The organism is Desulfobulbus alkaliphilus (assembly GCF_016918545.1).
Lineage (GTDB): Bacteria > Desulfobacterota > Desulfobulbia > Desulfobulbales > Desulfobulbaceae > Desulfobulbus > Desulfobulbus alkaliphilus.
The window spans coordinates 1-13485 of the sequence record NZ_JAFFQC010000025.1 but is presented as its reverse complement, the minus strand read 5'-3'; the positions used below and the strand labels follow the sequence as shown (position 1 = coordinate 13485).

9 protein-coding genes are annotated in these 13485 nt (G+C 54.4%); 3 read left to right on the top strand and 6 right to left on the bottom strand.

The genetic code is table 11. The features are described 5' to 3' along the window. Nucleotides 1–34: 34 nt before the first annotated feature. Together JWG43_RS12885 and JWG43_RS12880 are read left to right on the top strand one after the other, a co-directional pair. Nucleotides 35–1114, top strand: a complete 1080-nt coding sequence (locus JWG43_RS12885) for a glycosyltransferase family 9 protein (protein ID WP_205243351.1) — start codon at nt 35–37, stop codon at nt 1112–1114. Between the two features lie 145 nt (nt 1115–1259). Continuing rightward, on the top strand, nt 1260–2057 hold the full coding sequence (locus JWG43_RS12880; protein ID WP_205243350.1) for a glycosyltransferase family 2 protein: 798 nt from the start codon (nt 1260–1262) through the stop codon (nt 2055–2057). Between the two features lie 112 nt (nt 2058–2169). Here JWG43_RS12880 and JWG43_RS12875 read toward each other — a convergent pair whose 3' ends face one another. The 6 genes from JWG43_RS12875 to JWG43_RS12850 all read right to left on the bottom strand — a co-directional run bounded on the left by JWG43_RS12875 (nt 2170) and on the right by JWG43_RS12850 (nt 10727). Beyond that, on the bottom strand, nt 2170–2952 hold the full coding sequence (locus tag JWG43_RS12875) for a glycosyltransferase family 2 protein (protein WP_205243349.1): 783 nt from the start codon (nt 2950–2952) through the stop codon (nt 2170–2172). Beyond that, entirely contained in the window at nt 2949–5147 is a 2199-nt protein-coding gene (pilB, locus tag JWG43_RS12870; RefSeq protein WP_240193575.1) for a type IV-A pilus assembly ATPase PilB, read from the bottom strand. Before pilB ends, JWG43_RS12875 begins: the two co-directional genes overlap by 4 nt. A 462-nt stretch (nt 5148–5609) precedes the next feature. After that, complete coding sequence (locus JWG43_RS12865) at nt 5610–6542, bottom strand: FAD-dependent thymidylate synthase (RefSeq protein WP_205243347.1); 933 nt, start codon at nt 6540–6542, stop codon at nt 5610–5612. Between the two features lie 314 nt (nt 6543–6856). Further along, nucleotides 6857–8044: a cysteine desulfurase NifS gene (nifS, locus tag JWG43_RS12860; RefSeq protein WP_205243346.1), complete on the bottom strand. Its 1188-nt coding sequence runs from the start codon at nt 8042–8044 to the stop codon at nt 6857–6859. Next, the gene (gene nifU, locus JWG43_RS12855) at nt 8044–8880 is read right to left on the bottom strand and encodes a Fe-S cluster assembly protein NifU (protein ID WP_205243345.1); all 837 of its coding nucleotides are present in this window, start codon (nt 8878–8880) and stop codon (nt 8044–8046) included. Before nifU ends, nifS begins: the two co-directional genes overlap by 1 nt. Nucleotides 8881–8969: 89 nt before the next feature. Further along, nucleotides 8970–10727: a phosphohexomutase domain-containing protein gene (locus JWG43_RS12850; protein ID WP_205243344.1), complete on the bottom strand. Its 1758-nt coding sequence runs from the start codon at nt 10725–10727 to the stop codon at nt 8970–8972. A gap of 273 nt (nt 10728–11000) precedes the next feature. On the opposite strand from JWG43_RS12850, the gene ppsA reads away from it, so the two are divergent. Further along, complete coding sequence (gene ppsA, locus JWG43_RS12845; protein ID WP_205243343.1) at nt 11001–13448, top strand: phosphoenolpyruvate synthase; 2448 nt, start codon at nt 11001–11003, stop codon at nt 13446–13448. Nucleotides 13449–13485 lie beyond the last annotated feature (37 nt).

Here is a 13485-nt window from a genome sequence, read left to right as displayed (position 1 = left end):
GGTACTTGCACCCGGTCGGCGACGAGAGAACGCAATGGATATGAACAATAAACGGATCCTGATTATCAAGCAGAGTTCCCTGGGTGATATTGTCCACACCTTGCCGGTGGCCCATGCCCTCAAGCGCTGTTATCCCTCCTGTGCGATCGGCTGGATAGTGCAGGAGGGCTATGCTTCCCTGCTGGCCGGCGATCCCGCCGTGGATGTCATTCATCCTGTTCGCATACCCTCAACCAGTGATCCCAATGCGAGCTGGTTGGACTATGTCCGGGCGTTGACCGCCATGGTCAGGCAGCTTCGCCAACTGCGGGCCTTCTTTCGCAAGGCTCCATATGACCTGGTTCTCGACCTGCATGCCTCTTTTCGGAGTGGTTTGTTTGCCCTGATGAACCCGGGAGGGCAACGGATCGGTTTTGCCGACGCCAAGGAGCTGAACACCCTGTTTCAGCATCAGCTGCTGCCGAGAAGCACGACTTCCGTCCATGCGGTTGACGGGAACCTGCTGTTTGCCGATTTTCTGGGCTGCGAGGCACACGCCGAGGATTTTCATCTCCGCACGAGCAGGGCTGATGAAGAGCAGGCTGATCGATTTTTGCGCAACGCCGGAATAGAGGCCACTGTCCCCCTCGCTTATATGAATCCCCTGGCCCGATGGGAGTCAAAATGCTGGTTTGCTTCCCGGTGGAGTGCTCTCTGTGACCGGCTTATGGATACGGGAATTCAACCGATACTGGCGGGAGGACCCAGCGATCAACCCTATCTGGATGAAATTGCCGCTCGCATGGTCCGGCCCGCGGTCATTGCCGCCGGTCGTCTGGATCTGAATGCTTCAGTAGCATTGATGAAGAAAGCCGCGGTCTATGTGGGCGTTGATACCGGGCCGTTGCACATGGCGGCCATGGTCGGCACGCCTGTGGTGGCTCTCTTTGGCCCCACTCATCCTGAAAGGGTCGGGCCGTACCGGGTACAGAGTACTGTTGTCCGGGATGAAGGGCTCGACTGCCTCTGTTGCCGGAAACGGACCTGCGCTCATATGCGTTGCATGGAGAATATTTCCGTGGCCACTGTCCAGCAAGCAATACTGGCTACTATCAGGAACCGGGGCCAACAATAAACCTGGATCCGTGAACGTTCATCCCTACGCCCCGAAGGGCTGCGGATGAAGGAATTCCATGAAAAATGGATCTACACGTATACCCTGATCACAGACAAATATATCCAAAACATGAACGCCGCCGTCACGGATTCAGGATAAAGATATGTCAGCGCTGCGCATCAGTCTGATCATTACCACCTATAATTGGCCAGCTGCCCTGGAGCTTTCCCTGCGCAGCGCCCTCAAACAGACCCATCTCCCCTGTGAAATCGTGGTGGCAGACGATGGTTCCCCTCCAGATACAGTTGAACTGGTCCGACAGGTCCGTTCATCGACCAATGTTCCCATTCTCCATTCCTGGCAGGAAGATAGAGGGTTCCGCCTGGCTCGAAGCAGAAACAAGGCCATTGTCAGGGCAAGCGGAGACTACATCATTCTTATCGATGGCGATATCCTGCTTGAACCGCGTTTTATTGCCGACCACGTTGCTTTTGCCCGGCACGGTTATTTTGTCCAGGGTACCAGGGTGCTGCTGGGAAAAGAGCTTTCTTCCCGGACGCTGTGCAGCGGCCGGTTGCGGATCCCCTTGCTGCTGACGGGAGTGGAAAATAAAAAGAATTGTCTACGTTCTGTGTGGCTGGCCCGGCTTTTTTCCTTTCGGAGCCGAGATTTGAGCGGTGTCAAGACCTGCAATTTTGCTTTCTGGAAAAAGGACGCATTGAGCATTAATGGCTTCAACGAGGAGTTCGTCGGCTGGGGAAGGGAAGATTCGGAATTCACGGCACGTTTGCTTAACTACGGCATCCGGAGACAGAACCTGAGGTTCCATGCCCTGGGGTACCATCTCTACCATCCCATGAAGACCCGCGACAGACTGCCTTTGAATGACGCCATCCTCAAGAAAACGATTGATCAAAAATTGAGATGGTGCCAGACAGGGTTGGATCAGCATCTCGCCTGACGGCAGGTCAGGCCGTCATGAACCTGCACCTGTGACCGCCTGCGAGGGGTGTGGCAAATCACACAACAAACCCGTGATGGGATACGGTGAGTGTTTACTGCCTGCCTGGTCACTATCGGAGCGGCGGTGAAGATGGTGGGGTCCAGTCCGCCCCGAGTTCAAGCAGTTTTGCATACTTGTAGAAGGTGCCTTCAAAGTTGCCGATGGCGATGACCAATCCCGGCCAGCCATCGAGGACGCCGCGTTTGAGGATGTACATGTGGAAAAAAGCCCAGATGCCATGGAGCACAGCCATCCCCATGGTGGCCTTTCGTCCCTTTTTTGCCAGTTTTTCAGCACCAAGGGTCGAATATTTATTGGCCTTGTGGACGACCTCCTCGAGATTTTTGAAGGGAAACTGCCAGATGGGGTTGCGCAGATAGGCAGCCGGGTGTTTCGAGAGGACCGTATACTCTTCATGGACCGGGTCATCTTTAAAAACCAGGACCCCTTTCCTGAACAACTGCGGTTGGCGGTAATCGGGGTAAAAACCGGAATGGCGCATCCATCGGCCCATGAAGAAATTTTTTCGGGGGATGTAATAGGCCTCGGATTGCGGGGCGTGGAGTACAGTCCGAATCTCATCCCGGGCCTCGGGGGTGCAGCGTTCATCCGCATCCAGCGAGAAAATCCAGTCATGGCTGCAGGCCGCCATGGCCTGATTGCGCAGGTCACCGAAACCGCGGAACTCTATCTGGACCACCCTGGCTCCGAGGCTCTCGGCAATGGCGGCCGTGTCGTCCTGGCTGTGGGAATCGGCAACCACAATCTCGTCAGCCCAGAGCACTGACTGGACAGCCGAGCGGATTTTTTCCGCCTCGTTGTAGGCAATGATATAAACGGATACTTTGTTCATGCGTGTCGGACAACATGGGGAGGCCGGGTTTTGGTGGCCCCGGCGAGCTGCACCACAATACGGTCGGTCTTCTGCAGCCGTTCGACCAGGGTACGAAACAGATATTTCGAGACATCAGGATATTTTTCGATGAGTTCAGCAAGCTTATCGCCGGGGTACCGTTTAATGGTACATCGGCCCGCTGATATGATCGAAGCGGATCGAGGTTCATCGAGGATGGCGGCCATCTCTCCGAAATATTCTCCGGGTTCGGTGATCTCGGCTATTTTTTTCCCGGACCGAAGGACCGCCACCTTGCCCCTGACCAGCTTGAAGAAGTCTTTGTCTTTGTTTCCCTCCTGGATGATAATGTCACCGTCTTCATACTCCTCCACATCCGGATTCACCAGATAGGCAGGCAGGCTGTCCTCATGAGCCACGGTTCGCCGCAAAACCTCTTCCAGGCTCGTGACCCCTTCCCGAGCTTTTTGCAGTCCTGCCTCCCTCAGCGTGTACATGCCCTCCTGAATGGCGATTTTGCGCAGCTGCTCTTCAGAAACCTCTGCCTGAATGGCTTTGGCCACCTCCTTGGTCACCTCCATCAGTTCAAAAAAGCCGACCCGGCCCCGGTAGCCAAGGCCATTGCATTCCGGGCAGCCCTTTGCCTTGAACAGATGCAGGTCGTCGAGTTCTTCTTCGCGGAAACCGGCGGTAAGCAGTGCCTCCGGGTCATATTGCCCCGGAATCTTGCACTTGGCGCATAACCGCCTTCCCAGTCGCTGAGACAAAACCATGGTGAGCGAGGAGGCGAGGATGTAGGAAGGGATGCCGATGTCCACCATGCGGCTGACCGTTGCCGGAGAATCATTGGTATGCAGGGTGGAAAAAACCAGGTGGCCGGTCATGGCGGCCTTCATGGCGATCTCCGCGGTTTCGATATCGCGGATCTCACCCACCATGATAATGTCAGGATCCTGGCGGAGAAAAGCTTTCAGCGCCGCGGCAAAGGTCATGCCCACCTCGGAGTTGACGTTGACCTGATTGATGCCTTTGAAGTTGAATTCAACCGGATCTTCCGCGGTGAGGATTTTGATGTCCTCATTGTTCAGCGAGTTCAGTGCTGAATACAGGGTCACGGTTTTCCCCGACCCCGTAGGCCCTGTGACCAGCAGCAGTCCCTGTGGTCGCTCCAGGCATCGCTTCAGGGCGGCGAAGGTGTCTTTGGTGAAGCCGAGCTTGGTCAGGTCGACATTGAGGGAATCCTTGTCGAGAATACGAAGAACAATACCCTCGCCAAACAGCAGGGGAAGCGTGGATACCCTGAAGTCGACAGCCTTATTGCGACCAAGGCGGATTTTGATGCGGCCATCCTGGGGAACTCGACGCTCGGTGATGTTCAAGCCTGCCAGGATTTTCAGGCGGGCGGCCATGGCGTTCTTGATGGTCAGGGGCAGGTTCATGGACTTGAACAGAGAACCGTCTTTGCGGTATCTGACCTGCATGGTCTTTTCATAGGGCTCTATATGGATGTCACTGACTCCATCCTGCACGGCTTTGACCAGAATTCCGTTCACCAGTTTGATGATGGGGGCGTCGGACGCGGAGAATTGTTCGTAGCTTCCATCCTCGGCACCGCTGCTCTCGATTTCGAAATCCTCGGCAGCATCGGACACCAGGGCGCCGAAATCCTCGACCTGGGTGACGGTGTCATCTTCACCTTCCGGCTCGTACTTGAAGAAGGATTGGTATTCTTCATCACTGATATGATAGTACTTCTTGTACGCCTCGATAATGTCCTTGGCCGTGGAAACACAGACGGTCAGGCTTTTTTGCACTACATCCTGCAGTTGCTCCACCTCCACCGCGTCGGTGGGCTCGGCCATGGTGATCTGCAGGGTATTGCCGGCCAGGCGCAGGGGGAAGGCGAGAAAGCGTTTTGCTGTTTCATAGGGAACCAGATTGAGCGCATCCCGGCTCGGAGCCTCCTGCTCAATGGAGACCATGGTGTAATTATGCATACGGCTGAGAAAGTTGGCGATGGTGTCGCGTTCGATCGCCCCGCTTTCCAGGAGTATTCGTCCCAGCCGTTCACCGGTTTTTTTCTGAACAGCTTTGGCTTCCTCAAATTGAGTTGCCGTGATGTATCCCGCCTTGCTCAACAGTTCGCCGATTTTGAGTTTACCGGCGCCGGACTGGTCCTTCACCGTTCGTTTCATTGAACTCCGGGGAGAATCAGCTGTTGGTGATCCAGTTTTTATGGCCATAAGAGGTTTTTTGATCCCGCCATTGCAGAAAGAAGAGGTAACCGTTCACCGGCTCGCCATTCGCGGACGATCAGGCTGGCGGTCAGCGGAGTAAGGCTCGACAGCCGGTTTATCCGTATACGGAACACTGGTCAACGGTTTCTGTTTCCGGGTCATGTAGCCTTTTGCCTGCATCCGGTGAACGTGTACAGGGAAAGCACTGCAAACAGATTCCATATTCCATATCCTACTACAAAAAAAAAAACCGGTCAAAAAGGAAGCACTTTTATTCCTGGATCCGTGAGCGTTCGTCCGCACGCCCCGAAGGGCGGCTGGTGAAGGTTATCTTCAAGGATTCTGCTGCAATTATAATGTGAGTACAGCAGGATATATCCAAAACAAGCGTCCAGCCGTCACGGATTCAGGAAAAGGGTCTCAGGAGAAAATGGCAGGGTATCGGGAACGCAATTCCTGCTGGAGTGGAATCATGACCTCGCGCATGGAGGGCTCGGCATTTTTTGCTGTCCGCAGCATCAGAATGTGCTGCCATTGCATGAGATTGGCATAGGTAATGATTTCTGTTTTGCAGGAGTTGGGCAGCACGGTTCGGGCGGCCTGAGGAGTCGAAGTTTGCAGGAGGCGCAGATACTGCTGCTCCATTTCTGCCATAGATTGTTTCCAGATAGTATATTCCTTGCTTTGTTCGTCGAAAAAAATGGGCTTGATAAAGGTCACCTCGTTGCCAAATTTGTCGGCGGAGTATCGGCAGTACCGTTGACTTTCCTGGAGAAAGGCACAGGGCCGGTGGCGGACGAGTTCATGGGTGACGGCCCGGCTGACGATGAATTTCACCGCCAGGTGACGATGTCTGGCGCATTGCCGGGGGGCCAGCTGTTCCACCTCGGCAAGCGGCATTTTTTCGACGGAAATCCCCGGGGGTGGCAGTTGCGTGTCGCTTTCAATCCCCGAGAAGAAATACGGGTGCCGGCGGGCAAGGAAGAGAGCAATCGCTTGGGTGATGTTGTTGTCCGGGTAAAAAAGAAGCATCTCCCGAAAGGCCCGGATCGAGCCGGTGATCAGCAACTGTCGGGGAGTGAGTTGATCGATGTGCAGGAATTTCGGCTGGCAGAAAAAGAGGTCCTGGACCGGATTCGAGGTTGAACAGCTGACGACCAGGGTGACCACAGCCATTTCCAGCACCGAATTGTGGCCATGTTCGATCATGTTGCGAACAAAAGGGAGGGCTGAGTCGCTGTTGATCCGGTTTTCGCTTTTATAACAGATACGGCCGCAAAATTCGATGCGGACGGGCAGGCTTTGTTGATCCAGTTCATCCAGGATAATGAAGTGTGGTTCAATAATATGCATGGGGAGGCCGTTACAGAAAAAGAAGAACGAGGACGCCTTGAAAGGCGGCTGGAGAAGACGAATTCCTGAATCCGTGACGGCTGGACGTTTTTTGGGTATATCTTGCTGTAATCATATTATAATTGCAGCGGAATCCTTCAAGATAACCTTCGCCAGCCGCCCTTCGGGGCGCCCGTCCGCTCGCCATCTTCATTGCCAGTAAGCGTCCGATAAAGTGTACTTTAATCGAACGGTCACAGACAATAAAGCTGAGGCACGGACGAACGCTCACGGATCCAGGTGTTAGTTTTGTCATCCTCCTGCAAGGTACATGGTCAGCTGTTTTCTTCCCAGAAGGGCGACATAGCCCGCAGTTTGGCTATGATATCCGGCATGGTGGCCAGGACATAGTCAATCTCTTCCTCGCTGTTGTAGATGGAAAGGCTGTAGCGAATGGATCCGTGGGCTGCGGTAAACGGTACGCCCATGGCTCTGAGGACGTGTGAGGGTTCCAGCGAGCCGGAGGTGCAGGCTGAACCGGAAGAGGCGCAGATATTGTGTTGGTTCATGTGCAGCAGGATAGCCTCGCCCTCCACATATTCAAAGCTGATATTGGCGGTATTGGGCAGGCGCAGTTCCTTATGACCGTTGAGCAACGCCTTGGGAATGGTGGTCAGCAGGCCGGTTTCCAGTTTGTCACGGAGGGCTCGTACCCGGGTGTTTTCTTCCGTCATTGCGGCTGCAGCCAGTTGGCAGGCCTTACCGAGGCCGACAATGGAGGCGACATTTTCGGTGCCGCCGCGGCGGCCATGCTCCTGGTGACCACCGTTAAGAAAGGGAACAAAAGGGGTGCCCTTGCGGATATAGAGGACGCCAACCCCTTTGGGAGCATGCAGTTTGTGACCGGAAATCGACAGGAAATTAATGGCGGAACTGCTCAGATCGATGGGGATCTTACCTACGGCCTGAACCGCGTCGGTATGAAAGAGGATGCCCCGGTCGTTTGCCATTTGGGCCATCTCCTCCACCGGAAAGATCACCCCGGTTTCATTGTTGGCCCACATGGCGCTGACGATGGCGGTTTCGTCGGTCAGGCTGTCCTGGTATTTCTGCAGATCCAGAGTGCCGTCCCCATTCACGTGCAGTCGGGTGATGTGGTATTTGCGGCCGGTGAAAATATCGAGGTTGTCACAGAGATTTTTGACCGCCGGGTGTTCAACCCTGGTGGTAACCACATGGTTTTTCTCAGGATAGGTTTGCAGGGCGGAGAGGATGGCCGTGGAGTCACTTTCCGTGCCGCTGCTGGTGAAAACGATTTCTTCGGGTTCAGCACCAATCAGGTCAGCAATGGCCTGCCGCGCGGCGTGAATTGCCGGGGCGACCCTGCCGCCGAAGGAATGCATGGAAGAGGGATTGCCATATAAGTCCGTCAAGTAGGGCATCATGGCTTCCAGCACCTCGGGGGCAATCCGGGTGGTGGCGTTGTTGTCCATGTATATGACCTTGCTGGTGGTATCGGTCATTATCGGTCCTCCTCCACAACCAGGCTGTCAAGGACCTGTTCGCGCAGCTTTTTCTCCACATAGTCCTTCAGCGTCGTTCGCGACGAGTGACAACCGGCACAGGCACCGAGGAGGGAAACAGTGACAAAATTTCCGTCCACATCGATCAGGCGGATATCGCCGCCGTCTTTTTTCAGGGTCGGTTTAATTTCGCGTTCAATGACTTCTTCTATTTTTTTGATTTTTTCCAGACTGGTCATGCGTTTTTCTTTCTTGACCCCCTTTATCTGCGCGGGCAGGTCATCAACAGTTTCGGTGAGAATTTGACTCAGGCGCTTTTCGCATTTGCCACAACCACCACCAGCCTTGGTATAATTGGTGATTTCCTCAACCGATTTAAGCTGGTTTTCTCTAATGGCCCGGATGACTTCAAGGTCAGTAACCCCGAAACACTCACAGACGATTTCACCCTGGGCCATGGGGAGGATGGTGCCGGTATAGTCGGCGATGGCCGCCTCCAGAGCTTCACGTCCCATAACAGAGCAGTGCATTTTTTCCTTGGGCAGGCCGCCGAGCGCCTTGGCGATGTCATCGTTGGTCAGTTTTTTGGCCTCTTCGAGTTTCATGCCTTTGAGCATTTCGGTGAGCACCGAGGAAGAAGCGATGGCCGAAGCACAGCCAAAGGTTTTGAACTTAGCATCAGTGATCACCTTGTTTTCGTCGACCTTGATGGTCAGGCGCAGGGCATCACCACAGGCGATGGATCCGACATTGCCGACTCCGTCAGCGCCTTCAATTTCTCCGACATTTTTCGGATTGATGAAGTGTTCCTGGACTTTCTCCGTATATTCCCACATGATGGCTTCTCTGTGTTTGATGTTAATCTTTTGAGGCCGGCATCTTGCTTTGCTTAGGTCGGCAGGAAGGGCAAAATTATAAGAATATATTATGGCAGGAGGCCGATTTCGGCAAGCATCGATTTTGCACTGCTGACCAGCTGTGCAGTCTCCGAGCTGGTTCTTGCTTCCACATAAAAGCGGACCTTGGGCTCGGTCCCGGATGGTCGGATCATAATCCAGGAGCCATCGTCCAGAATCATCTTGCGGCCATCGATGTCAATCACCTTGGTGATGGTTTTCATGGCGTCACCCACTGCCACCTGGCTGCCTGGAGTGTATTTTTTCAGCTTATCCAGTGCCTGCAGCAGTTCCTTTCCTTGCCGGGAGACAGCGACCCCGTCCCGGTCCGGATAATAATGACCAAACTGTTCTTCAATTTCGAAAAGATATTCGCCCAAAGATTTTTTCATGGTCAGAACCATGTCCAGAGCAAGGATCAGGCCGATGAAGGCATCTTTCTCCGGTGTGTGACCAATGATGGAGATTCCGTCCGATTCCTCGAAACAGACCAAGGCCTTGTTGAGGACGGGTTTGAATTCCTTGAACCCTACTTTAGGTTCAAACACATCTTCAGCCAACTGGGCGGCCAAGGCATTGGCCAGATTGCTGGAGGCGACGGTTTTCGCGACCATGCCCTTTTTTTTCTTGATTTCATGGAGAAAATGATAGGCCATGGCCCCGAACTGATTCATGGAGATTTCGATACGACCATCGGTAAAACGGATCCGATCGCCGTCTGGATCGATAATGGCTCCGATGCGCAGGGGTTCCCTTCGGGCAGCCAGCGCGGACATGACCGGCTGCATATTGACGGAAGAGGGTTCCGGAGCAATACCGCCAAAGGTCGGATCCGGCTTATTCCGTAAAAGAACGAGCCGTTCTTCAGGGGGATTGTTCAACAGGCGCCTGAGATACTGTCGCGCAGCACCGTGCACGGCATCGATGCAGAGCACTACGTCGCTGCTGGCTGCGAACGTCTCAAGGATCCGGTCATACTCCAGGCCATGGAGCGGGGTGCCGTTGCGCACCAGTTGCTGCCAGCTCTGCAGAGCATCTTCTGCAATAATTTCGGGCCGGTCATTGAGCGATTGTTGCAGGTCGATATCCGGTGGCATGAAGGGATTGTCCGAACGGAGGATGAAATCCCTTGCCCGCTTTGTAATGGCATCTGTGAGGATCGGGGCTGCAGGACCGGCATCCGCTGCGTTGTACTTAAACCCTCCATACTCCATGGGATTGTGACTTGGAGTCAGATTGACGGAAAAGGCGGCTTTGCGGACCAGAACGGCGGCGGACAGGGCTCCGGTTGTCGCCTCGCCGGCATAATAGACCCGGACCCCGTTGGCACTCAGTATATTGATCACGGCCTGGGCCAGCAGGGAACCGCCAAAACGGTTATCGTGACCGACAACGCATCCCCGGTGCTGCATGGTGGCAAAATCGGCAATCCCCAGGGCAGCACGAAGGGCCGGGTCCTTTTCTGCCTCCCTGTACAGGCTGAGGATAGCGGTGGTGACGACCGCCACTGAACGGATGGAAATATCCTTGCCGAGGATACCTCGCCAGCCGGAGGTGCCAAAAGTAATGGCCCTGAGCGGCGGGTCAGGGTTGGTGAGCAATTCGTCCGCCACCAGGGTGTAGACATGATCGATACCCGCCTGCCACTGTGTTCGGGTGGCCTCGTCAGCAGCTCTGTTTCGTTCGTCGACCAGCAGCTGCAGAGCGGCGAAATAGTTGCTGTCCCGATGGTTGTGGGCAACGATGTGCTGCTGGAGTATCCGGTCGATTTCTGATTTGATCATCATGTCCGCTCCATCTTATCTGAGGTGGTCAGGCAGGAAGGGGTGAATTTGTTTTTTACGTGGTTAAAATATAGCTTCTGAAATCGGGATTGGCAACCAGTCTCCTCAGCGGGTCACCCCGGGACGGATCCGCGCCGATGGACGTTTCAGTTGACCGGTAGAGAAAAGTTTTCTATTATCAAATTTTATCAAAAACTGCGCTAGTTGCCGACTGTTTTCCGCTCAGAGCTGAAGCGAACCGGATGGTGACATCATAAAAAAACGAGGGGACAAATAATGGGAAACCAACACACACAGGCACTCATTCTCTGGTTTGATGAAATCGGCATTGAAGATGTACCCCTGGTGGGTGGGAAAAATGCTTCTCTGGGGGAAATGCACCAGAAACTGACCTCCAAGGGAGTGGCCGTCCCCAACGGCTACGCCATCACAGCGTATGCGTATCAGTACCTTCTTCAGGAAGCCGGGATCGAGGCTGCAATCCGCGAAGCCCTGGCCGATCTGGATACGCACAATCTGCGTAATCTCCAGGAACGTGGCGCCAAGGCACGGGATATTATTCGCAACGCCGAGTTTCCCCCCGCCTTGCGGGAAGCGATCATCGAGGCCTATCGCCGGATGGAACAGGAATATGGTGCCGATGTGGATGTGGCGGTTCGTTCCTCGGCTACCGCTGAAGACCTTCCCGACGCCTCCTTTGCCGGGCAGCAGGATACCTATCTCAATATCCGTGGCCCCGAAGCCCTGATCGATGCCTGTCGGCGTTGTTTTGCTTCCCTGTTCACCGACCGGGCAATTTCCTATCGCCACGACAGAGGTTTTGGTCAGTTTGATGTGTATTTGTCGATCGTGGTCCAGAAAATGGTCCGTTCGGATTCGGCCTGCTCCGGGGTTTTGTTTTCCATTGATACCGAATCCGGATTCAAAGATGCCGTTTTTTTGACAGGGGCTTGGGGGCTTGGGGAAAATGTAGTGCAGGGAGCGGTCAATCCCGATGAGTTTTACGTTTTTAAGCCAACCTTGCGTCAGGGAAAACGGCCGATCGTCGGCAAGCGGGTGGGGAGCAAGGAAGTGAAGATGGTCTACAATACCGATCCTGGTGCCAAGGAGCCGGTGAAAAACATCGACACGACCGAAGCGGAGCGAGGCACGTATATCCTGAGTGATGACGAGATCCTCGAACTGGCTCGTTGGGCCTGTATCATCGAAGATCATTACGGCCGCCCCATGGATGTCGAGTGGGCCAAGGATGGTGATGGGGTTGCAGTGGGAACCGGCGGTCTGTTCATTGTTCAGGCCCGGCCGGAAACAGTTCATTCGCAGAACAAAAAAAGGGTGATGGAGACCTACGTGCTCAAGGAAAAGGGTACCATCCTGGCCAGCGGGCAGGCTGTTGGCGCCAAGATTGGCCGGGGAACGGCCCGTCTGCTGCACGATGTCAGTCAGATCCATGACTTCAAGGCCGGAGAGGTCCTGGTTACCGATATGACCGATCCCGACTGGGAACCGATCATGAAGATTGCCGGGGCCATTGTCACCAATCGAGGTGGACGGACCTGCCATGCGGCGATCATTTCCCGGGAACTGGGTATTCCCTGTGTTATCGGTACGGTCAACGGGAGTCAGAAGATCAAGGACGGACAAGGGGTTACGGTCTCCTGTGTCGAAGGAGAAACCGGACACATCTACGAGGGACTGCTCGAATATGTTGTTGAATCCCTTGATCTTGACAACATCCCGGAAACCAGGACCAAGGTGATGATGAATGTCGGCTTGCCGGAAAAAGCTTTTATCGAAGGGCAGTTACCCAACGAAGGGGTCGGGCTGGCCAGGGAAGAATTTATCATTAATGCGCATATCGGTATTCATCCGCTGGCCCTGTACAACTACGAAAGTCTGCGGCAGCAGGCCGAAGAGGATGACGAGATTCTGGACATCATCGAGGATATTGATTTTAAAACCTCGGCGTATACTGATAAACGCCAGTATTTCATTGATAAACTGGCTGAAGGCGTCGGACGGATCGCCGCCGGTTTTTATCCCAAGGATGTCATTGTCCGTCTTTCTGATTTCAAGTCAAATGAATATGCCAACCTGATCGGCGGCCACCTGTATGAACCGGTGGAGTCCAACCCGATGATCGGCTGGCGCGGCGCCTCCCGCTATTATGACCCGAAATACAAGCCGGCCTTTGAGTTGGAGTGCAAGGCCCTGCTCAAGGCGCGTAACGATATGGGGCTGAACAACATCAAGTTGATGGTCCCGTTCTGCCGCACCCCGGAAGAGGGGCGGAAGGTGATTGAGGTGATGCGGGAATTTGGTCTCGTCCAGGGGGAAAACGGACTTGAGGTCTATGTGATGTGTGAAATTCCCTCCAACGTCATTGCCGCCGATGCCTTCAGCGATGTATTTGACGGGTTTTCCATCGGGTCCAACGATTTGACCCAGTTGGCCCTGGGGCTGGATCGTGATTCGGACCTGGTTGCCCATATTTACGACGAACGGAATGAGGCGGTGAAGACCTTGATTCGGATGGTCATCGCTACAGCCAAGCGGAGAGGGCGAAAAATCGGCATCTGCGGTCAGGGGCCTTCCGATTTTCCCGATTTCGCCACCTTTCTGGTCGAGGAAGGGATCGATTCCATCAGTCTGGTTTCAGACACGGTGGTGAAGACGCGGCTGGCTATTGCCGCCAAGGAACAGGAGTTAGGCATTACACCTTGAAAATAAGCCGCAATGCCGGGCCGGCGGTGCCAGAGGC